Here is a 25,211-nt window from a genome sequence, read left to right as displayed (position 1 = left end):
TTCCTTGGGGAAGGGGAGATAGAGGTTAGATCACGCGGTTAATCTACTCGATAGCTTATCGCTCGTAGAAACCCCTCCCTGCCTTTACGCTCGTGTCCAACCGCACCCCTCCCCTTGGAGGGAACTTTTTTTAAATAATCACGCCATGACCAAAAGAGTATCCATTACCCCCGAAGCCGAAAAAGTAATAGCCGAGCTGAAAGCCCGGTTTGGCGAATTGATGTTTCATCAAAGTGGCGGTTGCTGCGATGGTTCATCGCCCATGTGTTTTGAAAAGGGCGACTTTAAAATTGGCGGCAGCGATGTTAAAATAGGCGAGGTTGCGGGCTGCGAATTTTTCATGAGTATTGATCAGTTTGAATACTGGAAACACACCCACCTTACGCTTGATGTTACCCCTGGCCGCGGCAGCAGCTTTTCTATCGAAATACCGATGGGGATAAGGTTTATTATCCGCTCAAGATTATTTACCGATGAAGAACTGGGCGATTTGGAGCCGGTTGAATATTTTGAATCCTGATCCGGCTTTTACCAGCTTTCTGGACATTGTCTTGTTTCCTACGTTTAATTGATAAGCGGCACCGGTGCCTTTACTAATTTAGCATACTTTTCATCCAGCGCGCTAACCGGCACGGTGATACTTAACGCGTTAATGGCAAAGTAATTTACTGATACATAATCGTAGCCTTTAAAAGGGCCGTAGTGGTCGCCGCCCGAATCTTTCAGGATAAAAAATAATTTACCTGCCTTGCTTTTTGCGATACCTACAATATGGATCAGGTGATCATCCTGCGTTACAAGTGTTTCAAATAACTGTTGTCTTAGCGGTACGCTATATGCCATCTCAGTGGTATCGGCGTTGCTCACCCGGTAAAAGCGTTTGTCCTCAAACAGGGCGTAGCCTGCTTTGCCGCAATTCCAGCCGTTATTGCTTACATCCATATCAACAACCAGCGATTGGCCTTTTTCAATGGTTGTTTTGGCAATGGCTATCAACTCATCCAATGGTACATTCAGGTAATTTTCGCGCAGCAAAAAGTTATCGGGAATTTCCAGCGGAAAGTTTTCATAAAATGGATGATGTGTAAACGAGGTTATGGTGGCATATTGCTGCCTGTTAAATTTCAAAACCTCCTTTGCAAAGCTAATCGGAGTATATTCCTTCCCCTCCCAGATAAATTTGGCAGGCGGGGTGCCAACAATATCGTCATGCTTTTTAATAAAACCAGCCAGCCAGTTGGCATCAATAGGCTTTGTTTTAAGTACCGAATCCAGGTAGCTTTTCAGGATTTCGTCGGTTTGCCTGCTGGTTTTATCTGAAAATTCGACGCCTTTTTTGCGTGCATAAAACTCGTTTGGGATGGCGCCATATTTTTCTATCCCGTACATGGCATCATGGGCCAGGCCGCCGGCCTCAAATAAACTTGTGCCGTTTGACAGGATATAACGCTTTGCTTTTTCGATGAATAGGTTACGCGAGGTATATAACTCCGAAATATCGATATCTTTTTTATCAGTGGCTATCTCTGCCGATTCAACAAGCGAGGTAGTTGAAAACGACCAGCAGGTATTGGTGCCGCCCTGGTATTTTACGGTACCCGCAGTAATTTTTTTGATAGTTACCGGTTGCTGCGCATATGCGCAACCAAAAGCAGCGGCAAATAACAGGGATAAGCAATATTTTCTCATCTTATAGGAATGGTAAACCACTAAAATAGAAATAAATTTTCACTGGGGCGAACTTCCCGAACAGATAATAATATGCACAGAAACCGGTTGGATACATTTGCTGAACTTATTGATCCCTAACAATTAAATAACAATTTGATAAAGCAGTAAGCACAGGCTACCCATTTAGCCACCTTATATTTGGCGTTTATTAATAGTTTGATTGTTTTATAAGGGGCTGTAATCAGTTTGGTTTATTCGGCTGCACTATGATCCGATGCAAAAGCAATTTCTGCAACCAGTTATGCATCAACGTAATTTTTCAGTTCGTCTGCAAAAAATAATTTCGAGTCCAGCATGGGCGTTGGTGGCAGCGTTTGGTACTTATTTTTGCATGTACGGCTTTCGTAAACCCTATACCGCGGCTACCTATGCCGATGCCATGTTTTGGGGGATTAACTATAAATTCCTGCTCATTATTGCACAAACCATAGGTTATGTTATTGCCAAATGGTTAGGGATAAAAATTATATCCGAAATAAAACCACATCAACGTATCCGGGCCATTTTGAGCTTCATATGTTTTGCCGAGCTGATGTTGCTGCTCTTTGGCATTGTGCCACGTCCCTGGAATATAATTTGTTTGTTGCTGAACGGTTTATCCCTTGGGGTGATATTTGGCCTGGTGCTGGGTTTTTTAGAAGGCCGCAAGCATACTGAGTTTTTAATTGCCGGGCTGTGTGCCAGTTTTATAGTATCTGATGGGGTATCTAAATCGGTAGGCACAATGTTGTTGGGTTATGGGGTTACCGAAAGCTGGATGCCTTTTTTTGCCGGCCTGCTGTTTGCAGTGCCTACGCTGGTTTTTATAGGCATGCTGTCATTCATACCCTTGCCATCGGCTGATGATATTGCCGCCCGATCGGCAAGAGAGCCAATGTGCAGTAAGGACAGGCGCGACTTTTTTATAAAATACGCTCCGGGGCTTATCGGCATAATAACGGTTTACTTATTTGTAACCTTACTACGCAGTGTACGCGCCGATTTTGCACCCGAATTATGGACCGGGCTGGGCTTTCATCAAACACCGGTTACTTTCACCCAATCGGAGTTGTTGGTTTCTTTCGCTGTTATAGTTATCACTAGTTTTGCGGTTTTTATTCACAATCATTATAAAGCGTTCCGGTTTTCGCTTTTTATTAGTCTTGCGGGGTTTGTTATTTTGTTGACTGCTATTTGGGGCTTAAGCCATGGTTTGGGAGCGTTCCGGTTTATGGTGCTGTTGGGCCTGGGTGTTTATATGCCTTATGTGGCCATACATTCCATCGTATTTGAGCGCCTGATAGCCGTTACCAAAGAGCGTGCAAATGTTGGCTTCCTGATGTACATTGTTGATTCGGTTGGGTATACGGGCTATATTATGCTCATGTTTTTAAGATATTTTACGCCATCTGCCGATTCGATATTATTCATTTTTGTAAAGATATGTATTGCCCTGGGAATTGCCGGAGTGCTTATTATACTATTTTGCCATTGGTATTTTAAAATAAAGTTAAAAAGTAATGAACAACAAATTGCCCCAGTTCCCGGTTGGCAAGGCGGTGGTATTTAACGGTGCCGGCCTGCCATTTGAATTTATAGAAAGAGAATTGCCGGCTATTAAATCTGGCGAAATATTGGTAAGAAACCTTTACACCACACTTTGTGGCAGCGACATACATACCTATTGCGGGCGCCGTATTGAGCCGGCACAGGTAGTTTTAGGGCACGAAATTGTAGGCGAGATACTTTGGATCGATCCGGCACATCCGGCGAAAGATTTCAGGGGCGATGATATTAAAGCAGGGGATAGGGTTACCTGGTCTATATTTTCGGTACCTGCTGATGTAACCGCGCCAAGGTCCGATATGCCCCAAAAAAGTGACCTGTTGTTTAAATACGGCCATGCACTGGCCAGCGGTAACGATGTATTTAACGGCGGCCTGGCCAGCTATTGCGTGCTGCACGCTAATACAGCGCTTATCAAAATTTCGGCCGACATTCCCGTGCAGGTGGCCGCTACCATTAGTTGCGCCCATGCAACGGTTACCGGAGCACTTAGGATTGCGGGGGATATTGCCGGTAAAAGGGTACTTGTTTTTGGCGCGGGCTTATTGGGCCTTTCGTGTGTTTCGATGTGTCATGAAGCAGGTGCGTCATGGATTGGTTTAACTGATAACGATGAGTCGCGCTTGCACTGGGGTGAAAGATTTGGCGCCGATGAAAACTACATTTCGCCGGCTGACGATGCTATAGCCCTGCCATGGCCCGAGGTTGATGTTGTTTTTGATATGACCGGCAGCCCGAAGGCGATGCTGGCAGGTATCGATTCGCTGGCCCTGGGCGGTGTAGCCGTATGGATAGGGGCCGTGTTTCCTGCCAAGCCCGTGCAAGTAGATGCGCAAAAGGTTGTACGCAAGGTTTTACAAATAAGGGGCTTGCATAATTATAATTATGAGGATTTTGTAAATGCGACAGCATTTATAGAAAACAATTACACCAAATACCCTTTTGAGGCGCTGATTGAAAAGGAATATACTTTGGATGAGGTATCAGAAGCCTTTACCTTTGCCAGCGACAGTAAACCGGTACGCGTGGGGATAAAGATTGGCGATTAACACCCGTTAAAGGAAATGGGGGTGTATGCATAGGGAAGAATTGGAAAAGATAATTTACAAACAGATAAAAAATAGAATGATATGATAAAAATGGTTGTTTTTGATATGGCCGGTACTACAGTTGATGAGAATAACGTAGTATACAAAACGCTTCGCACAGCTATAAACGAGGCTGGCTATAACTTTAGCCTTGATGAGGTATTGGCGCAAGGTGCAGGTAAAGAAAAACGGCAGGCAATAAAAAGTATTTTGCAGGTGTATGCAGGTAAGGATGATGAAGCATTGGTTGATAGCATTTACGCCAACTTTATTGTACAACTGGCCGATGCTTATGCCTCGCTGGAAGTATTACCGCAACCTAATGCTACAGATTTATTTGGCGCATTAGCTGAAAGGGACATTATTGTAGTTTTAAATACCGGTTATAACCGTGAAACTGCAGAATCGTTGGTTAACAAATTAGGCTGGGAAGAAGGTGTAGAGTTTGACCTGCTGGTTACTGCTACCGATGTAGATAAAAATCGCCCCAACCCGGATATGATCCTGTTTGCTATGGAGCATTTTGGCATAACTGACGGTGCAGAAGTAGCGAAAGTTGGCGATTCAATCATTGATATCGAAGAGGGCCGTAACGCAGGCTGCTTACTCAATGTTGGTATTACCACGGGTGCGCATACTTTGGAGCAATTGCAATCGGCCAACCCAGAGGGGATTATTAATGATTTATTGGAATTGTTGCCATTGGTGGATGCGGTTGAGTAGTCATCAACAAAAAAGAAATCGCCATTTAAGTATAATGTAATGGCGATTTCTTTTTACTGGTATGCAAGTCAAATAATACCAAAAATCGTCACAAACCAAACAACCGTTCTGCCTGTTGCTTAACCATCATGAAAAAACTAATTGTTTTTGACCTGGATGGAACTCTTGCCGAAAGTAAGGCAGCAATAGATACCGAAATGGCCAAATTATTTTCGGCACTACTGGATGTGGCCAAAGTTGCCATTATATCTGGTGGCGACTGGCCCCAGTTTGAAAAACAGGTTATTGCCCACCTGCCTAAAGGTACAAAACTGGCAAAGCTTTCCATCTTGCCTACCTGCGGTACCAAGTTTTATCAATACAAGCCCGCTGGTTGGAGAAAGATATATTCAGAAGATTTTACTGCTGGCGAAAAGAAAAAGATCATTACTTCGCTGAACGAAGCCGTTGAAAAATCGGGTTTTAAGGCCGAAAAGATTTGGGGCGATCAGGTGGAGGACCGAGACAGCCAGATCACTTTTTCGGCCCTGGGTCAAAAAGCTCCGCTCGAGCCTAAAAAAGCATGGGACCCCGATTTTAAAAAGCGCAAAAAAATTAAAACTATGCTGGATAAGCTGATCCCGGATTTTGCCGTAAACCTGGGTGGCGCCACCTCCATTGATGTTACCAAACCCGGAATAGATAAAGCCTATGGAATGCACAAGCTGCGCGATATGCTAAAAATACCTATTAGCCAAATGCTGTTTATAGGCGATGCCTTGTTTAAAGGTGGTAACGATTACCCTGCCCGCACTACCGGCGCCGATTGTATACAGGTGCGCGACCCGGAGGAAACAAAAAGGGTGATTGAAGGTGTGGTTGCCTGTTTAAAAAAATAGGATCACAAGTTTCATTCAACAGCTATTTTGATCAACTGGCAATTTTTGCAGATTTGATACGCCCGGACATTCTGCACTTTTCAACAAAGCAGTTTGAGCTTTACAACAAAATGGAGCCCCGGTGTTCTCCCGATATTTGTATTAACAAACAAATAAAAAGAGACATGGAAAAAATATGGTTTATAACAGGCAGTTCCCGCGGATTGGGACGCAGCCTCACAGCAGCAGTATTAGCCAAAGGCGATAAAGTAGCCGCTACAGCCCGTAACCCCGAACAACTTCAGGATTTTATAGATAAATACCCCGACCAGGTGCTCCCCATTCAGCTGGATGTAACAAGCCAGCAACAAATAACCGAGGCTATTGAAAGTACCATACAGCATTTTGGCCGCATAGATGTATTGGTAAACAATGCAGGCTTCGGTATTACCGGTGCTGCCGAAGCTTATACGGATGAGCAGGTGCATAGCCAGCTTGATACCAATTTGTGGGCACCTATAGCAATTACCCGCGCAGCGTTGCCTTATATGCGTAAACAGCGGTCGGGGCATATTTTGCAAATCAGCTCCATTGGCGGCAGGGTAGGCAGCGGTGGTGTAACTATTTACCAGGCAGCAAAGTTTGGGCTAAGCGGTTTTAGCGAAGGCCTTGCACAGGAAGTGGCCCCATTGGGTATCAAAGTGATTGTGATTGAGCCGGGTGGTTTCCGAACAGATTGGGCCGGCGACTCGATGACTTATGCAAAATCAATTGAAGGATACGAGGCTACGGTCGAAAAAAGGGCCACCTTTTTCAAAAGCGGCAATTTTAAACCGGTTGGCGACCCTGATAAGGCAGCAAAAGTAATGCTTGACATTGTTGATAATCCGCAGCCGCCACTGCATTTGATATTGGGCAGCGAAGGTTTAGCTATTGTAAAAGCATCCGACACCGCAAAAATGGCCGAGCTTGAAAAATGGGCCTCCTTAAGTATTTCAACCGATCATGATGAAGCGGAGAATTTTTTTGAATCGGAACAGGGAAAAGCATACCTCACGCTCAAAAAATAATCATCAGGAATAATAGCTGCGCAGGTTTATTTTACAGGCGCGGCTATTATTGTAAATTTGAATGATATGCTTAAACAGGATAAGGAACCCATTTTACAACAAATAAAGCATTCCTGCTACATTACCAGAAGCAGGGAGGGCGAGCAGTTTGTGCCCGAGCATGTGTTTAGCTACCAGATAGCTGGCTCAATCCAGATAACCGACGGGGAGCATACCTATCATGTTAAAGAAGGCGATTTTAGGTTAAGTAAACGAAATCACCTCATTAAATTTATTAAGTCGCCACCGCCCAATGGCGAGTACAGGGCTTTATCCATCTATCTCGATCAGCAAACTTTGCGTAACTTTAGTATGGAGTACGGCCTGAAATCTGAAAAACATGATACCGATGGGCCCTTTATCGCTTTAAAGCCTAATGGCTTATATAAAAGCTTTATGGAATCGCTGTTGCCTTACCAGCAAAGCGGGCATACCATCAGCAATGAGTTACAGCGTTTAAAACTGCGTGAAGCCATACTGATATTATTGCAGGGCAATCCCGAACTTAAAGATGTGCTGTTTGATTTCAGCGAACCTGGTAAAATAGACCTGGAAGGCTTTATGAACAAAAATTACCAGTTTAATGTGGAGCTAAAACGCTTTGCTTACCTTACAGGGCGTAGCCTGGCAACGTTTAAACGCGATTTTGAAAAAACGTTTCATACTACCCCCGGCAAATGGTTACAGCAGCGTAGGCTGCAGCAGGCCCACTACCTGATAAAACAGAAAAAACAGGCCCCGTCTGAAGTTTATCTTGAACTGGGTTTTGAAGATCTCTCGCACTTCTCCTTTGCGTTTAAAAAAGCCTTTGGAGTAGCGCCTTCCAAAGTTTAAACCATGCTTTCGCAAGGTAAAGGCGCGTTTTTGTAATTAATTTGTATTGAGTTATTTAAATAAATAAAAAATATGTGTTTTGGCGCAACTATTACATTTTAGTTCACGTACAAAAAGGTGTAAAAGGTTAGTTATTTATTGGTTTGAATTTTTGTTTGAAAACTCCCGGCGGCCAACCGGGAGTTTTTTTGTGTGATAGTAAAATCACATTAAACGTTCATGCCGCCCGATATCTCGATGCGTTGGGCATTTATCCAACGTGCATCCTCTGTGCACAAAAACGCCACTACGCCGCCAATATCGTCGGGTACGCCAACACGGCCAAGGGCTGTTACACCGGCAATCATCTTGTTTACCTGCTCGTTGTCGCGTACCACGCCGCCTCCAAAATCGGTTTCAATGGCACCAGGGGCCACCGTATTTACCGCTATGCCGCGGGCACCCAGTTCTTTGGCCTGGTAACGGGTTAATACCTCAATAGCGCCTTTCATAGCTGCGTAAGCAGCATATCCAGGGTTACTAAAACGTGCCAGCCCGCTTGATAGGTTAATAATCCGGCCGCCATCGTTTATCAGCGGCAACGCTTTTTGGGTTAAAAAGAAAACACCTTTTAAGTGTACGTTAACCAGCAAGTCAAAGTCTTGCTCGGTAGTATTGGCAAAGGGGGCATGTATACCAATTCCGGCATTGTTAATCAAAAAATCGAAATTGGCGGTGTTAAACTTATCCGTTAAAACCATTTTCAATTGATCAAAAAAGCTATCGAAGGTTTTAACATCGCCGGCATCTAATTGCAGGGCAGCGGCTTTAACGCCCAGGTTTTCGGCTTCGGTCACTACGGCCTGTGCTTCATCTTGTTTGCTATGATAGGTAATTATTACGTTGATGCCTTTTTTGGCAAGGGCAAAAGCCATGTTTTTACCCAAACCACGGCTGCCGCCGGTAATAAGGGCTATTTTATTTATTGGTTCCATTTGTGTGTTTTAATTTAACAGCACAAAGGTAACACGCCACATTACGGCTGGTTTGCGCAATTCAATCCGAAGTTTACCAAAATCAAATCTAATTGGTTCATTGGTTCACTGGCGAAACGTTCATTGGTTCACTGGTTCATTAGTTCATTGGTGTTTGGCGGCTATTTACTTGTTTGATAAGAGTGGTAATGCATTTTTATTTGCGGCTATTTATCTCCAGTTATTCCGGTAGTCAACTATGCCACCAATGAACTAATGAACCAATGAACCAATAAGAACCAATGAACTAATGAACCAGCGAACCAATGAACATTTTTTTCTACCTTTGCCCATCCGAATAATATGAAGTTTATTTATCAAACCTGGTGGAAGGTAGTAACCGTAATTGTGATTGTTTACACACTTATTGCGGGCTTATTACTTGGCGTGCCAACCATGCCCATCCTGCACGAAACTATCCGTAATACTTATTTCCACGTACCCATGTGGATGGCCATGTTCACTGTATTTACCATATCGGTTTATTACAGCATCAAGTACCTGCAAACAGGTAAAGAGGAGTACGACCTGATAGCCGTAGAAAGCGCTAATACGGGCCTTTTCTTTTTTGTTATAGGGCTTATAACCGGTATGCTATGGGCCAGGTACACCTGGGGTGCTTTCTGGAGTAACGATCCAAAGCAAAACAGCGCGGCCATTGCGTTCCTGCTGTACTGTGCATACTCGGTGTTGCGTAACTCAATTGATGAGGAGCAAAAACGGGCCAAAATTTCGGCTATTTATAACATCTTCGCGTTCCCAATCATGATCGTGCTCATTATGGTGCTGCCCAGGATGACCGATTCATTGCACCCGGGCAACGGCGGTAACCCAGCTTTTGGCAAGCTGGATATGGATAACCGTATGCGCATGGTGTTGTACCCGGCTTTTATTGCCTGGAGCGCCATGGGCGTTTGGATAGCATCGGTACGGTACCGCATCCGTTTAATTGAATATAAAAAGAACCAAATAAATTAATGAAAAAGTTAACATTAATGTTAATGTTGTTGCTGAGCTTTGCTACTGCTTTTGCACAACAAAATGGTCCGGTTGAAATGGCCGACGTGTTGCGCAGTTCGGGGAAAATATATGTCGTAGTGTGTACTATCGTGATCGTTTTTTTAGGACTGGCTATTTATCTGTTCTCTATCGACCGCAGGCTTAGAAAAATAGAAAAAAACCAATAATAAAAAAGATAGCCCTATTCTGTTTAAACACCGATTTTACTATGCATGCATAGTGTGTACCTGAAACACTAACTATAATATATTTGCAATATTGATAAAAATTGTACCAAATTTGCACACTTTTTTAAGAGTTTAATATTTATACAATAATTATGGATACCAATATTTTAGTTGCCGACCAGGAAACCCACTTTTTTGGCGACGTATGTAAAAACTTTGATTACGCAGCACAGTTTACTAAACATGACGCTGGTTTGCTCGATCAGATTAAGTCATGTAACAGTGTTTACCGTTTCCGTTTTCCCATCCGCAGGGGCAATGGTTTCGAGGTAATTGATGCCTGGCGCGTTGAGCACTCGCACCACCAGTCGCCAACAAAAGGCGGTATCCGCTACAGCGAAATGGTGAACGAGGATGAGGTAATGGCCCTGGCCGCCCTCATGACCTACAAGTGTGCTATCGTAAATGTACCCTTTGGTGGTGCCAAAGGCGGTATCAAAATAAATCCTAAAAATTACACCGTAAGCGAGCTGGAAAACATCACCCGCCGCTATACTGTAGAACTGATCAAGAAAAACTTTATTGGCCCCAGCATTGACGTACCCGCACCCGATTACGGCAGCGGCGAACGCGAAATGAGCTGGATTGCAGATACCTATGCCACCATGAACCCAGGTCAGCTGGATGCTATGGGCGCTGTTACCGGTAAGCCAATTGCTTTGCATGGTATTGCAGGCAGGAGGGAAGCAACGGGCCGCGGTGTGGCTATTGCCGTGCGCGAGTGTGTTAGCTTTGGCGATGATATGCAAAAAATAGGCATGCTGCCTGGTTTATCGGGCAAAAGGGTTATTGTACAGGGTTTAGGTAATGTAGGTTACTACTCTGCCAAGTTCCTGGCCGAGTTTGGTGCCATCATTGTAGGCCTTTGCGAATTTGAAGGCGCTATCTATAACGAAAATGGATTGGATGTTGAAGCAGTTTTTCAGCACCGTAAAGCAAGCGGATCTATTTTAGGTTACGCAGGCGCGGCACAGGAATTTAAAAATACTATGGAAGGCCTGGAGCAGCCATGCGATATCCTGGTACCGGCCGCTTTAGAAAACCAGATAACTGAAAGTAATATCCGCAACATCCAGGCAAAAATTATTGCAGAAGGTGCAAACGGCCCAACCTCGCCCGAGGCCGAAGCCATATTTTATGCCAACGGTGGCATCATCATCCCGGATATGTATGCCAATGCCGGCGGTGTAACTGTATCATACTTTGAGTGGTTAAAAAACCTGAGCCACGTAGCCTTTGGCCGCATGAACCGCAGGTTTGAGGAAAACTCAAATCTTAACCTGGTAAACATGGTAGAGGGTATCACCGGCACATCATTAACCCCGATGCAAAGGTCAACCATTATAAAAGGCGCTTCTGAATTAGAACTCGTAAACTCCGGTTTAGAAGATACCATGATTCGTTCATACCACGAGATCAGGGAGATATACAAAAACAACCCGGCAATTGATACCCTGCGTAGCGCTGCCATGGTAGGTGCAATTAATAAAATAGCGGTGAGCTACCAGAATTTAGGTATCTGGCCGTAACAATTGGTCATTGGTCATTTCGCTACGCTGTCATTGGTCATTGGTGCAAAGCGCTAATAACCATGTTGTTGCGAGGCGAACCGTGCAGGCTCGACTTTATATTACGAAAGAGGCAGGTTTAACAACTTGCCTCTTTTTAGTTTAGCAACCTTCCCCCTTTAATGTAAATGCCGGAATTTAAAATTTGCCTCTTTTTAAGTAATATTGGATAAAATTACAAGAGGTGCTAAAGCCTAAACCGAACAAACCCCGCACAACCGAAATTTCCGACGACGGTTATTTTACCTCGGCGCGTGTGTTACTTGTTATTCTTGCTCTTATTTCGTTTAGCTATATGTTTAGCTGCCTTGAACGCACGCTTGTCAATCCAACATGGCTGGTAACAGGAGGCATAGTTTCTGGTGCGTTAATTTTGCTGGCAATCAGGAAAAAACAGCCCCTTTATCGTTTCATGATATTGGGCGCATGCTCCTTAATGGTCAATATCCCGTTTATAATAAACAATGTATTCGCCAGCAATACAGAGGTAACATTAAAACAGCCCATTATTCAAAAAAAGTATAAGCAAGGTAAATCCGATGCTTATGTGGTTATCAATTACCAGGGCCTTGTAAAAAATATACCTGTTTACGATGAGTCGCAGCTGGATAGCTCGTCCTATCTCATATTAACGGTTAATAAAGGGCTGTTGGGTTATTACGTTATCAAACAAAGTAAACTGGCTAAAGAGTAATACATACTGTAAAGTTATCATAGCATTGCCTGCGACCCGCGCTATCCGCTTATACGCGCACAGGGCATTAGGCGCTTAGTCGGTATCCGCTACTATCGCTAATGTGAGCTGTTCGCTCTTACCTAACTGGCATTAACTTAAGTTGTAAACATTTTCCCATTTTTTTATCTTGCCCCCAAATTAACATCAATGCAAACCCGAACCTTAATACTATTGCTGCTGTTGTGCAGCGGTAAACTTTTTGCACAAACCACGGAAAAGTTTACTCCGGCTTTAATGGAAACAAAATCAGGCGCCAAAGTAGTTTATACCAGCGATAGGCATTCCATTACATTTGACGTAGTATCAAAAAAGATTGTACCAACAGATAATCCTAATCTTATTAATGTCGATAATAAGCCCTTACAGTTTATTTTGATACCCAACAGCGCTTTAAGTACAACCGATACAACATTAGCCAGACAAAAGGCCGAATTGCTTGGCTACGCTGATTACGAACTTGACTACGTAAAAAAGGAGGTCAAGATGAAAATTTCCGGCGTTACCGAAAAATGGATAACCATAAATAATAAACTGTTTTTGTTTTGGACCTATAATATGCCTCCCGACAATAAATCGGTTTTACAACAGCTAAACTTAAGCACCCTTTGCTTTGCTCATGTGTTAAACTTAAATAATCCCGTTACTCAGGGCGAAACCCTGGAAACTAATAGCGATCTTTTATTAAACGCTGCCAAAACTTTAAGACTTAATAATTTCAAAGTAGATTTGGAAGCGTTGTACAAGCAACTCCAGGACGAAATGAAACAATAACGTACTGTGAATAAACGCGAACAAAGGATATCAGAGCGAAAGAAGCGGCAGCGCGTTGCCCGCATAAAAGGCTGGTGGTTGCTGTTGCTTTACGGCGTTGGAATTTTCGCTTTTTTTAAAAGCTTTAGCCTGTACCGCGATACATTTATTGGTTACCAGCTGCCGCTTGGCGGCGGGTTGATATTTGGCCTGGTGGTGTCCTTTATCTTTAATAAAGACTACCGTTATTACTTCGCCCCGGTTATACCACTGATGGGCATCTTTACCACAATAATGCTCTCGGTGAATAGCCTCTTCGCCGACAAAAAGACTGTGATGCTGAAGGAGATAATTATAGAAAAACATCACCAATACCGGCGTAGTAGCCCCTATGCCATCATAAAGTTCCGTGATTTTGAGCGCAGTATACCAGCCTCAACCGATGCCGAAATAGATAGCATGTCATACGGGGTACTCAGGGTAAACAAGGGATTGTTTGGTTATTATGTGATAAGAGATAAGAAGTTGGTGAAAGAGTAAGGCCTATTCTGTGTCTATCCCGCGATCTGTGTCCTCACAGATCGCAATTCGTACTCGTACCGTAAACATATGGCTTATCGGGAAGATGCCTGTGAGGACATAGTCATCGGGGAGAGAAGATCGTTAACCCTTCCAAGTCTTGACTCTTGATTCTTAACTCTTGCTGCTTCTTAAGAACGATTCTAAATAACACAAACAACCCTTAATAAACATTATTAGCTGTAGGTTTTGTATTTTTGCAAAACGATTTTTATTTTATAAACCGCAGATGAAAAAAAGTTCAATTTTTGGTCTTGTTGTTATAGCTATAGCTATAGCGGTTATCATTAGTGTGTATTCTAACACAAGTACTTACGGTTCTTTTGGCGATGCCACAAAAACCAGCAGCGAGCTGCACATAGTTGGGCACCTTAATAAATCAAAGGAATTGTTTTACGATGCTACTAAGGATGCCAACTACTTTTCTTTTTACGCGAAAGATAATAATGGCGAGGAACGCAAGGTAATACTGAAAGGCCCCAAGCCTGAAGATTTTGAGCGCAGCGAGCAATTGGTGCTTACGGGTAAAATGGTTGGCAGCGAGTTTCACGCATCCAGTATCCTGATGAAATGCCCATCCAAATACACGCAGGATAAGTTAGAAACCAAAGAAGTTAAGGCCAAGTCGGCCAGCATATAAACCCATTTTAATGGATATTCAATTTAAAGGTGAACACCTTTTACCGGGCCAGATAGGCCAGTTCTTTATCGTCCTTTCGTTCGGTGCCGCGCTTTTATCGTTTATCAGTTATTATTTTGCCACTACCGACGATGTCGGCAAGCAAAACAGCCTTTGGCAAAAACTGGGCCGTGCCGGCTTCCTGGTAAACTTGGCTTCTATCATAGGTATAGGCGTATGCCTGTTTACACTCATTTATAAACATTATTTCGAATATCATTACGCCTGGGCTTATACCTCGCGCTCGTTGTCCATTTACTATATCCTTTCGGCCTTTTGGAACGGACAGGAGGGTGGCTTTTTGCTTTGGCTGTTCTGGCAGGCTGTTTTAGGTACCTTCCTTATCTTCCGCTCCAAATCATGGGAGCGCCCGGTGATGACGGTTGTGGCTATGTCGCAGGTGGTATTGGCAGCTATGGTTTTAGGTGTCGAAGTTTTTGGTCAGCGGATAGGCAGCTCGCCGTTTTTGCTGTTAAGGCAATCAATGGAAGCGCCTATTTTCTCGAACCCCAATTACCTGGAGTTTATTAAAGACGGGCAGGGCATGGTGCCATCGCTTCAAAATTACTGGATGATTATTCACCCGCCAACTTTGTTCCTGGGCTTTGCATCAATGGTAGTGCCATTTGCTTACGCTGTGGCAGGGCTTTGGCAAAAGAAATATAAAGAGTGGGTAGCCCCTGCAATCCCTTACGCCCTGTTTGCCTGTATGATATTGGGCACCGGTGTGGTTATGGGATCTTTCTGGGCGTATGAGTCACTTAACTTTGGTGGCTTTTGGGCCTGGGACCCTGTAGAGAATGCCTCTATCTTCCCATGGATTGTACTTGTAGCGGGGCTGCACGTTTTAATCGTATTTAAAAATACCGGCCATTCGTATTTTACAGCAACATTTTTGGTGCTGTTAAGCAACGTGCTTACCTGGTACTCATCGTTCCTGAACAGGAGCGGCATTTTGGGCGATACATCGGTACACTCCTTTACCGACCTGGGGATGTTTTGGCAATTGGTGATCAGTATATTTATATTCCTGGGAATAACTATATGGTTACTGGTATCCCGCTGGAAAGAGTTGCCTATCACCAAAAAAGATGAAGATACTTACAGCCGCGAATTTTGGATGTTTGTTGGTGCCGTATTCATGGGGCTGTCGTGCTTCCATTTGCTGGTGGTTACTTCGGTACCGGTTTGGAATGCTATTTTCCATACCAAAATGGCGCCGCCATCTGATATTATTAAGCATTATAACGTTATCCAGTCATCGTTTGTATTTGTTATCGTTTTAGTAACCGGCTTCAGCCAGTTTTTAAAGTACAAAAAAACAGATGTTACCAAATTCTTTGTAATAACAGGTTCGTACCTGCTTATCGCCGCCGCGCTTACAGCGCTTATTGCTTATACATCGGGTGTGTACAAGCTCAATTTTGTGTTTGTGCTGGCCATGTGGGGTTCGGTTTATTCGGTATTGGTTAACGGCAAAGTGTTGGCCGATGCTTTCAAAGGCAAGTTTAAGCTGGCCGGCTCGGCAGTGGCACATATTGGTTTTGGTTTGTTGATGATAGGCGCGCTTATTTCGGCAGGTACCAGCAAAGTAATATCTATAAACAACACCGGCGAGGCTTATAATGCCGAATTTGCCAAAGAAGAAAACCCGCGCGAAAACGTAACTGTTTACCGCAACCAGCCAACAAAACTGGGCGATTATACGGTTACCTACATCGGCGACTCGATATCATCGCCCAATCACTGGTTTAAAATTAACTACAAGAAAATAGATGCCAACGGTAAAATTACCGAGGAGTTTACATTGAAACCTAAGGTACAGGTAAGCAAAGGCACCATGTCGGCTTCGCCGGATACACGCCATTACCTGTTTAGCGATATCTACACACATATTACCCTAACCAACGCTATTACGCCCACCGAAGCAGGCACCGAAAGCGCCGAAGCTGCTCACGATGCTGATAACGACGATAAAAATTACGATGCACCGGTGAGCCACGAGGTAAAAACCGGCGACACCATCAGGTACCGCGATGGCTATATTGTATTAACGGGTTTAAACAAGGAAGCTAAAGTGCAAAACATCCCGCTTAGCGATAGTGATGTGGCCATTGGCGCACACCTTGAAATTGTATCCAACAGTAATAAATACAGCGCTACCCCTGTTTACATGATCAAAAACGGCAACGTATTTGATTTTGCCCGCAAGGTTGATGATGCCGGTTTAAAACTGCGTTTCAGCAAGGTGATACCCGAGCACAAAACGGTAGAGATTGTGGTGTATCAGCAGCCCGAAAGCAAGAAGAAATTCGTGGTAATGAAGGCCATCCAGTTTCCTTTTATCAATTTCTTTTGGGCGGGTACTATCATTATGGTGATTGGTTTCTTTATGTCGATACTACGCCGTAAACGGGAGTTAAAAACGGTTTAAACCAGGCCGGCTGTGGTAGTAACACAACAGGACAATATTTTAAATGATGGTTTTACCATTGTAAATGATATTTACACACGGGCAGAGGTTAACATCATTATAGCTGCAATTGAAGCGGTCGACCAGTCGAACCCCGCCTTCCGTAAAACCGACGATTTGTTTGCCATCAGGCAATTTTTAAAGGAACTGCCGCAGGCGGTTCCTTTAATTTTTAACCCGAAGCTAAGGGAACTCATCCGGGAGCTATTCGGTGAAGGATACTTTGTTACCAAATCCATTTACTTTGATAAACCCGAACTAAGCAACTGGTTTGTAGCCTGGCACCAGGATTTAACCATTGTGGTTGATAAGAGGACCGATACTCCCGGCTACGGCCCCTGGACGGTAAAACAAAACCAGTTTGGCGTACAGCCGCCTTTAAACATACTGCAAAATAACTTCACCATCCGCATTCATCTCGACGATACCAACGGCGACAACGGTGCGCTGAAGGTTGTACCCGGATCGCATCAAAAAGGCGTGTATCGCCCCGAAACCATCAACTGGGCCCTGGAAACTGAAACGACCTGCAATGTAAATGCAGGCGGCGTAATGGTTATGCGCCCCTTGCTGCTCCATGCATCAAACCGTACTACCAATAATAAAAAAAGGAAGGTGGTGCATATTGAATTTAGCCGCGCTGAGCTGGATGGTGGATTGAACTGGGCGGAGTGGCTTTCAGTTTAAATCGACGTTGCCCTGCCGTGGCAAACGCCTTTGCTCGGGCGGATTGCTTTGCTCTTGTAATTAATCTAACGGTACTTTGTTATCTGCCCCATATCTAATTCCTGCTTTTATAAAAAAACGGGCAAGCATGTCGAATTTTTGAACGCATGCTGTTCCTATACTTAACTTTTTTGAAGCCGATTCATAATTATTACAGTGGAAACAAATGTCGAGATGGTCAAAAATTTCCCCGTTTTCATCAAAAAACAAAATGGAATTTCTTGGCTCAAAACACGCTGCAAAACCTGTAACTGTGTAGTTTTTCATACCGGCATATTCATAATTGAAAATAATGTTGGTAAGTTCTTCAACCTGTTTATGGTTTAAAGCTTTCGTTTCTATCAGGGTCGAGTAATCCAATTTCTTATTCTTTATAACTAAGCCCATGTAGTGTTTGTACTGCTCATGAGTTGATGGTATGGGAGCAATGAAAGGCGAGTCGATTTTAATATCCTTATTTGGTTGTCCGCCACCGTAATATGATACTAACATTATTTTAGTCGCCACGGAATATGGGTATTTCTTTAGCCTGTTAGCTGCAGTATATTGGTTGGTAAATACGCAATTATCAAAGCCCGGCTGATAGCCTTTAATCGTTTCCCTGGTTATCGTTATACGTTTTTTAGCCATTCTTCTTGCTTGTACAATAGTATAGGTCGTGTCTTTTAAAGGAGCAGTGTTTGCAAAACAGCTAAAACTCAGCAATACAAAAAGGCACAGTGACAATATAGGTTTCATTGGCTCAAGTTAGTAAAAAGCAGAAAGTTTTTAAAACAAGTAAAATTGATACGATTTAACTAACTATTGATACGTTGATACTCAATTGTTTCCCTATAAATAAAGTTATTTGCTTGCTTATTAAGCAAACCATCAAGTGCGCTGATAAGCACCAATTTATAAACAATAACTATTGCTTAACATCTTACTAATTTAAATCCGAATTTGTTTTACAAAGCGGGTGCCTGCCATTTCCGCTGCTTTATAAAATAAGGGCGGGATGGTTTGGGGTGCATGTAAAACGGTGATTTGGATACGCCATGTTATGATGCAAAGCGGAGGTACATGAATGCTAACCAATAATATATAATATGAAAAACAAGTTTTTGATCTTATCGGCCATCGCGTCGATGTTACTATTTAACAGTTGTCAAAAAACGAAAGCCACATTAAAAACTGGCGCTGCTGCCGATTCAAGCCAATCGTCGAAATCCAAAACCAACAGCCTGTCGGCCATTTTTACCAATGCGCTGCCATCCATTGATAACGGCAGCTATTATGATCCATGGGTGATACGAGTTGGCAGCTATTACTATTACTGCGGATCGGACGGTGGCCGGCTTTGGATAGCCAAATCATCTGCACTGCAAAGCATCCTGCAGCAGTCCAAAACCTATATTTTTACACCACCGGCGGGCACCAGCTATTCAAGCGATTTGTGGGCACCCGAGCTACATTTCCTGGGCGGGCGTTGGTATGTATACTTTGCCGCCGATGATGGTAATAATAACAACCACCGCATGCATGTGCTGGAGGGCGGTATTGATGCCAACGACCCGTTAAACGGCGGGTACAACTACAAAGCCAAACTGGCGGCCACTACCGATAACTGGGCAATTGACGGCTCGCCGTTTGTGTATAACGGGGTAACTTATTTTATATGGTCGGGCTGGGAGGGTACTACCAATGTATCGCAATACCTGTATATAGCTACCATGAGCAATCCTTATACCATCAACAGCCAAAGGGTAGAGATATCGCGGCCCGATTATGCGTGGGAAAAGGTTGGCACGCCAACCGTAAACGAAGGCCCGGAAACACTGGTAAGCGGCACAACGGTCAGCGTTATCTATTCGGCCAGCGGCAGCTGGACTAACGATTATTGCCTTGGCCGCCTTACCTGTACCAACGGCAACTTAATGTCGAAAGCATCGTGGACAAAGCAATCAACCCCGGCATTTGCCAAATTTGGTAACGTATTTGGTCCGGGGCACGCTTCGTTTGTTAAATCGCCCGATAATATCCAGTGGTGGATAGTGTACCACGCCGCCAATGCCGATGGCTCGGGCTGGGACAGGAGAATCATGACCCAGCAATTTGCGTGGGATGGCGATGTACCCTTTTTGGGTTACCCTATCGAAAAAGGGATACCTATCCCTGCACCCTCCATTGGCACCAGCTATAGCATGCCCATAGCCAATGGTACCTATCGCATTAAATCAAAAGTTACGGGGCAATGCCTGGATGTGCCAAGTGGTTCAACTACACCAGGCACACAATTACAGGAGTGGACAGACAACGGCAACATAGCGCAAAAATGGGTGTTTACCAGTTTGGGTAATGGTTATTATAAAATCAAATCGGCTGCAAGTAATTTGTGTTTGGATGATGCCGGCAACTCGTTAAGCGCAGGTAATATTTTGATAGAATGGAACGATGTAGGCGGCAATGCGCAGGAGTGGAGGGTGCAGGATATGGGTAGCGGCTATTTCAAGATCATCAGCCGCCGCAGTTTACTGGCACTCAACGTGCCCAATAGCAACACCACCCCCGGCACCAAGCTGGAGCAATGGTACGAAAACCAGTACGATGCTGAATTGTGGAGCATAGTGCCGTAACGATTATGCTTCAATGATAAAAATTAAAAGACCGGTTTTCAATATTGAAGCCGGCCTTTTAATTTTATATCTTACCGCCATCGCGGGTCTTGTAATATCAAACCTATTGCATCTGTGCTCAACAATCCTTACCCCTGTTTTAAAAACGAGACAATTTTGGGGTTTACCAAATCGGGTTTTTCTAAAAAAGGCAAATGCGCCGCATCTGTTACCGGGAAAAAGTTTACTTTCAAAATGCTGCGTATGGTATCGCTGTAAACGAAGGGTACGGTTTTATCATCTTTGCCCCATATAAGCAATACCTGTTTATTGGCACCATTGAGGCAAACGTAGCTTTCACGGCCTTGTTTTTCGTAATCGTAAAGGGTTGAAACCAGGGCATTTCTGAAGCCCTTGTATTGCATTTGTGGCAGGTAAAGCTTTTTCCAGCCGGGATGCTGTTTAGGATACTTAAAGTCGGTAACCTGCCCGGCTGCCCGCTCGTCGGAGTTTACAGCTTCGTTATACATAGCCAAATATTTAGGCGCTTTTGGCCGTTGCTGTTCGTATACCGGGTCAATAAGTATAACTTTGTTCACTATATCAGGATGCTGGCAGGTGAAGTCGGTTACAATTTTACCGCCGAATGATACGCCTGCAAGGTTTACTTTGCCGGCCTGTAACTTTAGCTGGCTTATCAGTTCCAGCAGCTGATTGGTGTAAAGTTCTTTATTATAAGTAACCTCGGGCCTGTCAGAATAGCCCCTGCCGTAGGTGTCATATCGTAATACTTTATAGCCTTTGCTAATAAGATATTCATAAGTGCCATCCCATATATAATATGGCACGCTGAAGCCGTGTACAAGTACAATAACTTCGCCATTTTCGGGGCCTTTTAACTCGTAATGAGTAACGCCCTGGCTTAATTTAATAAAACTGCCGGCAATGTTTTTACGTTCGGTATTGGTTAGTATTTTTTTCTCTTTATTATTATATTTATAAAAACCATATAGTATTAAAGTAGCCGCACCGACCAGGAATATTATAATTATTATGCTTGCTTTGAGTATTTTCATGAGGTATTAGGATGATGATTACTAAAATACACAAATATTTAATCGGTAGTTAACCGATTTTTACATTAAATGTAAAATTTATATGCGCTTAACATTTATCGGATCGGGTAACGTAGCAACCCATATGGCAGCGGCATTTAAAAATGCCGGCCACCGCATTGTACAGGTTTATAGTCCTAATATGCACAATGCCGCCCTGTTGGCTTACCATGTTGGCGCTGCCGCCACAAACCAGCTTAATGAGATCAGTTCCGAAACCGATATTTTTATTATTTCGGTAAAGGACGATGCTATTGCCCAAATTGCCGAAGCGTTAGCTGTACATCAAAAATTAATAGTACATACATCAGGCTCAACCAGCCTTGATGTTTTATTGGACTATACTAACAATGCAGGTGTGCTTTATCCCCTGCAAACGTTTAGCAAAACCCGCGAAGTTGATTTTTTAACCGTTCCCTTGTGTATTGAAGCCGCAAATGATAGTATATATGCTGATATTAAGGAACTTGCGGCCGCAGTTAGCAACAGCATTTATAGCATTAACTCGGCCGGCCGCAAAATATTGCACCTTGCGGCGGTATTTGCCTGTAATTTCCCCAATTATTTATATGGTGTGGCCCGGCAACTGCTTGCGGGCTACGATATTGACTTTAATTTGCTGAGACCCTTGATTTTAGAGACGGCCCAAAAGGTACAACAGCAACTCCCGGCCAGTGTGCAAACCGGCCCCGCGGTACGTAACGACCAAACTACTATGGCCGCGCACCTGCAAATGCTTGAAGGGCAACCGCATTTGCAGGCAATGTACACGTTATTAAGTCAGGGTATTATCAAAAACAACAATGGTGAGCATGAGGATAAGTAATTTTGTTACTTTTGCCTAAATGAACATTTTTAAAGTAAAGATAAATTTCGAGGAAAAGGGGCACGACACCGTTGAGCTGCCAATAGCCGAGGGAGAATCTGTTTTGGACGTATGCCTGGAGAACGGCATTGAACTACAGCACAATTGCGGTGGCGTTTGCGGATGCAGCACCTGCCATGTTTACGTAAACAAAGGGATGGATAACATCCAGGAAATATCTGACAAAGAAGAAGATTTTATAGACAGGGCTGTAAACCCGCGTATAACATCGCGCCTGGGATGCCAGTGTGTGATCATTGATGGTGATATAGAAGTTACCATTCCTGATCAATCGGCATTTATGGGGCACTAAGGACTTTGCAGTTTGGGAGGTTTTACGTGGGACGTTATACGTTGTACGTAGCCTGCTTTTAAATTATAACCAGATTAAAAAACGTACCACGTAAAACGTATTACGTACAACCAACTAAAGATGAGCGATAATAAATTTGCCTTACCCATTCACTGGAACGATTACGAAGACATTGCCATGGAGCTTTACGAAAAGTTTGGCGATGATTTTGGCGAATCGAAAATATACCGCATTCGCTTTACCGAGTTGCTGGAGTGGGTATTAAGCCTGCCTAATTTTGCCGGTAAACGCGAAGAATCAAATGAGGGCCACCTGGAACAAATTCAATCGGCCTGGGTATATGAATGGCGGGATAACCAATAAAGAGTTGTGAGTAGAGAGTTGTGAGTGGTTATATGTTTTTATCAGTAATCAGTTTACAATTCAACAATCAATCTAATCGGTGTAATCACCTAAATCAGTGTAATCATAATAGATGGAATCGTTCCTGAATAAATTAAAAGATATAACCACGTTTATTTTTGATGTTGACGGTGTGCTTACCGATGGCTCTGTTTTTGTGACGGATAGCGGTGAGCAAAGCCGTGCCTTTAATATTAAAGATGGTTATGCTTTGCAGCTTGCTGTAAAATGCGGGTATAATGTTTGCGCCATATCGGGCAGTCGTTCAAAAAGCGCCATTTACCGCTTAAACAGCCTGGGTATTAATGATGTTTATATGGGTACGCATACCAAATCGCAGCGCTTCAAAATTTACCTGGAAGAGAAAGCTATTATAGCTACCAATGTATTATACATGGGCGATGATATCCCCGATTTGGAGGTAATGAAACTTGCCGGCCTACCCGTTTGCCCTGCCGATGCGGTTGAAGAAATAAAAGCCGTAAGCGCCTACGTATCGCCATATGGCGGTGGTAAAGGCTGTGCCCGAGACATTATTGAAAAAGTGCTTAAAGTACAGGACAGGTGGATGAGCGAAGAGGCTTATAGCTGGTAACTTAAGTCAAAAGTCAAAATTAAAAGTCAAAAGTCTTCTATCCTTTGTCTGAAAGTACTTCATATACAAGTCATGTTATCCATAAATCCTTCATCCAAAATGAATATTCCCAAAATCATTCTTGCATCAAAATCGCCGCGCAGGCAGGAGCTTTTGCGTTTGATGGATATGGAATTTGAAGTGGTGCTGAAGGATGTGGATGAAAGTTACCCAGAAGGTTTAACGCCGCAGGAGGTTGCCGTTTATATAGCCCGTAAAAAAGCCGAAGCCTTTGACGAAACTGTAGGGGACGAAGTGATGCTAACCGCCGATACCATTGTTTGTGTTGATGGATTAATTTTAGGCAAGCCCGAAACCCCGGCGCATGCTGTGGAGATGCTGCAAATGCTATCGGGCAAGGTTCACAAAGTTATTACCGGCGTTTGCCTGCTGTATAAGCATAAATACAATGTGTTTTTTGATGTATCTGAAGTGTTTTTCCGAAAGCTTACTTTGGATGAAATAAGCAGCTATGTTGCTCAATATAACCCGCTTGATAAAGCCGGCTCATACGGCATACAGGAGCGGATTGGGCTTATCGGTATCGAAAAGATAAGCGGCTCTTACACCAATGTAGTGGGTTTACCTACCGAGAAATTGTACGCGCAGTTAGTTAATTTAAATAAATAATATTTAAATTAAACCTTTCGTTTCTCCATTGTCTAACAGTAAATATAAGGGAGCATTTTGTCATGAAAACAATTATTAACACAGGACTGGTATTGTTGCTGGTATCTGCCCTGTCTGCTTGCAGCAGTTACAACTATTACACCGCAGCAAAAAACAAAACAAATCTTACTGCCTACCGTACTTTTGCCTGGTTGCCGCCCGATGCGCAGCCAAACAAGGCAGGTGGCGTAGTAAAAAAGGAAATTGCCGACGAGAAGGTTAAAGAAACTACCATCGAGGCATTAACAGCCAAAGGGCTAAAACTACAGGAAACCGATCCGGATTTGCTGGTAAGCTATTCAACAGTAACAGGTAGGGGCGTAAAAAATGAATTTTACCCCGCTTATTACGGTACGCTTTACTCTGGCTGGGGCTGGGGTGGTTTTGGCTGGGGATACCGTCCGTTTTACGGCTACGGTGGCTTTGGCTACGGTTGGGGATATCCTTACTACGGCGGCGGCGTTGTTGCCCGTGTGCCGTATAAAGAGGGTACTTTGATCATCGATATTATCGACCGTAATACCAGGCAACTGGTGTGGCGCGGCTTTGGCGTTGGCGAATTACACAACCCCAAAACAACTTTAAAAGAATTACCAAAGGTGGTTAGCGGTATTTTACAGCAACTTAACCTTAATTACACCGGCCACGCACCGGTTGTTTTAGATACCAAAAAAGCCTGACACAAAAATTTATTTCACCTGCAAGCAATAAATTAAAAAATCCCTTTGGGTCTTAAGCCCGAAGGGATTTTTGTTTACGGCGCAAATGCATAACGGCAAAAATGCCGGTTGCAATAACCAATACAACCACCCAGGTATCCAACGGGCAGGCCGAGTTAAATGGGTCGGCATCATTGCATGGCAATTCGCCCTGGGCATTGCTAATAAGGGGTATTGTTAATAAAAGTAGGGTAGTTACCGTTTTGGTATTCAGCCTGTGCGCACAAATCTTCATCAGTTTT

Annotated in this window: 27 protein-coding genes and 1 pseudogene; 23 read left to right on the top strand and 5 right to left on the bottom strand. The window is 43.6% G+C overall.

The window, feature by feature from the left end; all coding sequences use genetic code 11:
* Nucleotides 1–145: 145 nt before the first annotated feature.
* Complete coding sequence (locus FSB76_RS05270; protein WP_147052531.1) at nucleotides 146–520, top strand: DUF779 domain-containing protein; 375 nt, start codon at nucleotides 146–148, stop codon at nucleotides 518–520.
* A 44-nt stretch (nucleotides 521–564) separates the two neighbouring features.
* Here the strand turns inward: FSB76_RS05270 and FSB76_RS05265 are convergent, their stop codons facing one another.
* Entirely contained in the window at nucleotides 565–1,689 is a 1,125-nt protein-coding gene (locus FSB76_RS05265; protein WP_147052530.1) for a C1 family peptidase, read from the bottom strand.
* 283 nt (nucleotides 1,690–1,972) lie between these two features.
* Between FSB76_RS05265 and FSB76_RS05260 the strand changes: the two genes are divergently transcribed.
* The 6 genes from FSB76_RS05260 (at nucleotide 1,973) to FSB76_RS05235 (ending at nucleotide 7,887) form a co-directional block, all read left to right on the top strand.
* Entirely contained in the window at nucleotides 1,973–3,280 is a 1,308-nt protein-coding gene (locus FSB76_RS05260) for a DUF5690 family protein (RefSeq protein WP_147052529.1), read from the top strand.
* The gene (locus FSB76_RS05255) at nucleotides 3,231–4,325 is read left to right on the top strand and encodes a zinc-binding dehydrogenase (protein ID WP_147052528.1); all 1,095 of its coding nucleotides are present in this window, start codon (nucleotides 3,231–3,233) and stop codon (nucleotides 4,323–4,325) included. The genes FSB76_RS05260 and FSB76_RS05255 overlap by 50 nt, the downstream gene beginning before the upstream one ends.
* An 81-nt stretch (nucleotides 4,326–4,406) precedes the next feature.
* The gene (locus FSB76_RS05250) at nucleotides 4,407–5,087 is read left to right on the top strand and encodes a phosphonatase-like hydrolase (RefSeq protein WP_147052527.1); all 681 of its coding nucleotides are present in this window, start codon (nucleotides 4,407–4,409) and stop codon (nucleotides 5,085–5,087) included.
* A gap of 128 nt (nucleotides 5,088–5,215) precedes the next feature.
* The gene (locus FSB76_RS05245; RefSeq protein WP_147052526.1) at nucleotides 5,216–5,965 is read left to right on the top strand and encodes an HAD-IIB family hydrolase; all 750 of its coding nucleotides are present in this window, start codon (nucleotides 5,216–5,218) and stop codon (nucleotides 5,963–5,965) included.
* A gap of 164 nt (nucleotides 5,966–6,129) precedes the next feature.
* Nucleotides 6,130–7,014: an oxidoreductase gene (locus FSB76_RS05240; RefSeq protein ID WP_147052525.1), complete on the top strand. Its 885-nt coding sequence runs from the start codon at nucleotides 6,130–6,132 to the stop codon at nucleotides 7,012–7,014.
* 66 nt (nucleotides 7,015–7,080) lie between these two features.
* The gene (locus FSB76_RS05235; protein ID WP_147052524.1) at nucleotides 7,081–7,887 is read left to right on the top strand and encodes a helix-turn-helix domain-containing protein; all 807 of its coding nucleotides are present in this window, start codon (nucleotides 7,081–7,083) and stop codon (nucleotides 7,885–7,887) included.
* Between the two features lie 209 nt (nucleotides 7,888–8,096).
* On the opposite strand, the gene FSB76_RS05230 is transcribed toward FSB76_RS05235, so the two are convergent.
* The gene (locus tag FSB76_RS05230; RefSeq protein WP_147052523.1) at nucleotides 8,097–8,861 is read right to left on the bottom strand and encodes an SDR family NAD(P)-dependent oxidoreductase; all 765 of its coding nucleotides are present in this window, start codon (nucleotides 8,859–8,861) and stop codon (nucleotides 8,097–8,099) included.
* A 333-nt stretch (nucleotides 8,862–9,194) separates the two neighbouring features.
* Here FSB76_RS05230 and ccsA (FSB76_RS05225) point away from each other — a divergent pair.
* The 9 genes and pseudogenes from ccsA (FSB76_RS05225) to FSB76_RS05185 all read left to right on the top strand — a co-directional run.
* A pseudogene (gene ccsA, locus FSB76_RS05225) lies at nucleotides 9,195–9,878 on the top strand (cytochrome c biogenesis protein CcsA); the annotation flags it as partial.
* Nucleotides 9,878–10,087, top strand: coding sequence for a CcmD family protein (locus tag FSB76_RS05220; protein WP_090644910.1), 210 nt, complete (start codon nucleotides 9,878–9,880; stop codon nucleotides 10,085–10,087). The pseudogene ccsA (FSB76_RS05225) and the gene FSB76_RS05220, both read left to right, overlap by 1 nt.
* 152 nt (nucleotides 10,088–10,239) lie before the next feature.
* Nucleotides 10,240–11,676 carry a Glu/Leu/Phe/Val family dehydrogenase gene (locus FSB76_RS05215; RefSeq protein WP_147052522.1) on the top strand — a complete coding sequence of 479 codons (1,437 nt, stop codon included), beginning with the start codon at nucleotides 10,240–10,242 and terminating at the stop codon, nucleotides 11,674–11,676.
* 223 nt (nucleotides 11,677–11,899) lie between these two features.
* Entirely contained in the window at nucleotides 11,900–12,409 is a 510-nt protein-coding gene (locus tag FSB76_RS05210) for a hypothetical protein (RefSeq protein ID WP_147052521.1), read from the top strand.
* A gap of 189 nt (nucleotides 12,410–12,598) precedes the next feature.
* Nucleotides 12,599–13,222, top strand: coding sequence for a hypothetical protein (locus FSB76_RS05205; RefSeq protein WP_147052520.1), 624 nt, complete (start codon nucleotides 12,599–12,601; stop codon nucleotides 13,220–13,222).
* Nucleotides 13,223–13,228: 6 nt separating this feature from the next.
* Nucleotides 13,229–13,741, top strand: a complete 513-nt coding sequence (locus tag FSB76_RS05200) for a hypothetical protein (protein ID WP_147052519.1) — start codon at nucleotides 13,229–13,231, stop codon at nucleotides 13,739–13,741.
* A gap of 268 nt (nucleotides 13,742–14,009) precedes the next feature.
* Nucleotides 14,010–14,420: a cytochrome c maturation protein CcmE domain-containing protein gene (locus FSB76_RS05195; RefSeq protein WP_147052518.1), complete on the top strand. Its 411-nt coding sequence runs from the start codon at nucleotides 14,010–14,012 to the stop codon at nucleotides 14,418–14,420.
* A gap of 10 nt (nucleotides 14,421–14,430) precedes the next feature.
* Nucleotides 14,431–16,893, top strand: a complete 2,463-nt coding sequence (gene ccsA / locus FSB76_RS05190) for a cytochrome c biogenesis protein CcsA (protein ID WP_147052517.1) — start codon at nucleotides 14,431–14,433, stop codon at nucleotides 16,891–16,893.
* Between the two features lie 12 nt (nucleotides 16,894–16,905).
* Nucleotides 16,906–17,619 (top strand): phytanoyl-CoA dioxygenase family protein, encoded by a 714-nt coding sequence (locus FSB76_RS05185; RefSeq protein WP_147052516.1) that lies wholly within the window; start codon nucleotides 16,906–16,908, stop codon nucleotides 17,617–17,619.
* Nucleotides 17,620–17,679: 60 nt separating this feature from the next.
* On the opposite strand, the gene FSB76_RS05180 is transcribed toward FSB76_RS05185, so the two are convergent.
* Nucleotides 17,680–18,363 (bottom strand): hypothetical protein, encoded by a 684-nt coding sequence (locus tag FSB76_RS05180; RefSeq protein ID WP_147052515.1) that lies wholly within the window; start codon nucleotides 18,361–18,363, stop codon nucleotides 17,680–17,682.
* 383 nt (nucleotides 18,364–18,746) lie between these two features.
* Between FSB76_RS05180 and FSB76_RS05175 the strand changes: the two genes are divergently transcribed.
* Complete coding sequence (locus FSB76_RS05175; RefSeq protein WP_147052514.1) at nucleotides 18,747–20,273, top strand: family 43 glycosylhydrolase; 1,527 nt, start codon at nucleotides 18,747–18,749, stop codon at nucleotides 20,271–20,273.
* Nucleotides 20,274–20,401: 128 nt separating this feature from the next.
* On the opposite strand, the gene FSB76_RS05170 is transcribed toward FSB76_RS05175, so the two are convergent.
* Nucleotides 20,402–21,328 carry an alpha/beta fold hydrolase gene (locus FSB76_RS05170; RefSeq protein WP_147052513.1) on the bottom strand — a complete coding sequence of 309 codons (927 nt, stop codon included), beginning with the start codon at nucleotides 21,326–21,328 and terminating at the stop codon, nucleotides 20,402–20,404.
* Between the two features lie 82 nt (nucleotides 21,329–21,410).
* Between FSB76_RS05170 and FSB76_RS05165 the strand changes: the two genes are divergently transcribed.
* The 6 genes from FSB76_RS05165 (at nucleotide 21,411) to FSB76_RS05140 (ending at nucleotide 24,930) form a co-directional block, all read left to right on the top strand.
* Nucleotides 21,411–22,193, top strand: coding sequence for a Rossmann-like and DUF2520 domain-containing protein (locus FSB76_RS05165; protein WP_147052512.1), 783 nt, complete (start codon nucleotides 21,411–21,413; stop codon nucleotides 22,191–22,193).
* Nucleotides 22,194–22,212: 19 nt separating this feature from the next.
* Nucleotides 22,213–22,545, top strand: a complete 333-nt coding sequence (locus FSB76_RS05160; RefSeq protein ID WP_090648362.1) for a 2Fe-2S iron-sulfur cluster-binding protein — start codon at nucleotides 22,213–22,215, stop codon at nucleotides 22,543–22,545.
* Nucleotides 22,546–22,665: 120 nt separating this feature from the next.
* The gene (gene iscX / locus FSB76_RS05155) at nucleotides 22,666–22,908 is read left to right on the top strand and encodes a Fe-S cluster assembly protein IscX (protein ID WP_090648366.1); all 243 of its coding nucleotides are present in this window, start codon (nucleotides 22,666–22,668) and stop codon (nucleotides 22,906–22,908) included.
* A 112-nt stretch (nucleotides 22,909–23,020) separates the two neighbouring features.
* Nucleotides 23,021–23,542 carry a KdsC family phosphatase gene (locus FSB76_RS05150; RefSeq protein WP_147052511.1) on the top strand — a complete coding sequence of 174 codons (522 nt, stop codon included), beginning with the start codon at nucleotides 23,021–23,023 and terminating at the stop codon, nucleotides 23,540–23,542.
* Nucleotides 23,543–23,641: 99 nt separating this feature from the next.
* Nucleotides 23,642–24,211, top strand: a complete 570-nt coding sequence (locus tag FSB76_RS05145; RefSeq protein WP_147052510.1) for a Maf family protein — start codon at nucleotides 23,642–23,644, stop codon at nucleotides 24,209–24,211.
* Nucleotides 24,212–24,273: 62 nt separating this feature from the next.
* Nucleotides 24,274–24,930, top strand: coding sequence for a DUF4136 domain-containing protein (locus FSB76_RS05140; RefSeq protein WP_147052509.1), 657 nt, complete (start codon nucleotides 24,274–24,276; stop codon nucleotides 24,928–24,930).
* 52 nt (nucleotides 24,931–24,982) lie between these two features.
* On the opposite strand, the gene FSB76_RS05135 is transcribed toward FSB76_RS05140, so the two are convergent.
* Nucleotides 24,983–25,204, bottom strand: coding sequence for a hypothetical protein (locus tag FSB76_RS05135; protein ID WP_147052508.1), 222 nt, complete (start codon nucleotides 25,202–25,204; stop codon nucleotides 24,983–24,985).
* Between the last annotated feature and the right edge of the window lie 7 nt (nucleotides 25,205–25,211).

Origin of the sequence: Mucilaginibacter ginsenosidivorax (genome assembly GCF_007971525.1) — a bacterium.
Classification (GTDB): Bacteria; Bacteroidota; Bacteroidia; order Sphingobacteriales; family Sphingobacteriaceae; genus Mucilaginibacter; species Mucilaginibacter ginsenosidivorax.
This window is presented reverse-complemented; position numbering and strand designations above follow the sequence as displayed.

Coding starts and splice junctions, on each gene's coding strand:
- FSB76_RS05175 (WP_147052514.1), top strand. CDS start 18,747: ATGAAAAACAAGTTTTTGATCTTATCGGCCATCGCGTCGATGTTACTA.
- FSB76_RS05165 (WP_147052512.1), top strand. CDS start 21,411: ATGCGCTTAACATTTATCGGATCGGGTAACGTAGCAACCCATATGGCA.
- FSB76_RS05250 (WP_147052527.1), top strand. CDS start 4,407: ATGATAAAAATGGTTGTTTTTGATATGGCCGGTACTACAGTTGATGAG.
- FSB76_RS05235 (WP_147052524.1), top strand. CDS start 7,081: ATGCTTAAACAGGATAAGGAACCCATTTTACAACAAATAAAGCATTCC.
- FSB76_RS05145 (WP_147052510.1), top strand. CDS start 23,642: ATGAATATTCCCAAAATCATTCTTGCATCAAAATCGCCGCGCAGGCAG.
- FSB76_RS05195 (WP_147052518.1), top strand. CDS start 14,010: ATGAAAAAAAGTTCAATTTTTGGTCTTGTTGTTATAGCTATAGCTATA.
- FSB76_RS05230 (WP_147052523.1), bottom strand. CDS start 8,861: ATGGAACCAATAAATAAAATAGCCCTTATTACCGGCGGCAGCCGTGGT.
- iscX (WP_090648366.1), top strand. CDS start 22,666: ATGAGCGATAATAAATTTGCCTTACCCATTCACTGGAACGATTACGAA.
- FSB76_RS05170 (WP_147052513.1), bottom strand. CDS start 21,328: ATGAAAATACTCAAAGCAAGCATAATAATTATAATATTCCTGGTCGGT.
- FSB76_RS05240 (WP_147052525.1), top strand. CDS start 6,130: ATGGAAAAAATATGGTTTATAACAGGCAGTTCCCGCGGATTGGGACGC.
- FSB76_RS05160 (WP_090648362.1), top strand. CDS start 22,213: ATGAACATTTTTAAAGTAAAGATAAATTTCGAGGAAAAGGGGCACGAC.
- ccsA (WP_147052517.1), top strand. CDS start 14,431: ATGGATATTCAATTTAAAGGTGAACACCTTTTACCGGGCCAGATAGGC.
- FSB76_RS05270 (WP_147052531.1), top strand. CDS start 146: ATGACCAAAAGAGTATCCATTACCCCCGAAGCCGAAAAAGTAATAGCC.
- FSB76_RS05265 (WP_147052530.1), bottom strand. CDS start 1,689: ATGAGAAAATATTGCTTATCCCTGTTATTTGCCGCTGCTTTTGGTTGC.
- FSB76_RS05245 (WP_147052526.1), top strand. CDS start 5,216: ATGAAAAAACTAATTGTTTTTGACCTGGATGGAACTCTTGCCGAAAGT.
- FSB76_RS05205 (WP_147052520.1), top strand. CDS start 12,599: ATGCAAACCCGAACCTTAATACTATTGCTGCTGTTGTGCAGCGGTAAA.
- FSB76_RS05255 (WP_147052528.1), top strand. CDS start 3,231: ATGAACAACAAATTGCCCCAGTTCCCGGTTGGCAAGGCGGTGGTATTT.
- FSB76_RS05215 (WP_147052522.1), top strand. CDS start 10,240: ATGGATACCAATATTTTAGTTGCCGACCAGGAAACCCACTTTTTTGGC.
- FSB76_RS05140 (WP_147052509.1), top strand. CDS start 24,274: ATGAAAACAATTATTAACACAGGACTGGTATTGTTGCTGGTATCTGCC.
- FSB76_RS05220 (WP_090644910.1), top strand. CDS start 9,878: ATGAAAAAGTTAACATTAATGTTAATGTTGTTGCTGAGCTTTGCTACT.
- FSB76_RS05150 (WP_147052511.1), top strand. CDS start 23,021: ATGGAATCGTTCCTGAATAAATTAAAAGATATAACCACGTTTATTTTT.
- FSB76_RS05260 (WP_147052529.1), top strand. CDS start 1,973: ATGCATCAACGTAATTTTTCAGTTCGTCTGCAAAAAATAATTTCGAGT.
- FSB76_RS05135 (WP_147052508.1), bottom strand. CDS start 25,204: ATGAAGATTTGTGCGCACAGGCTGAATACCAAAACGGTAACTACCCTA.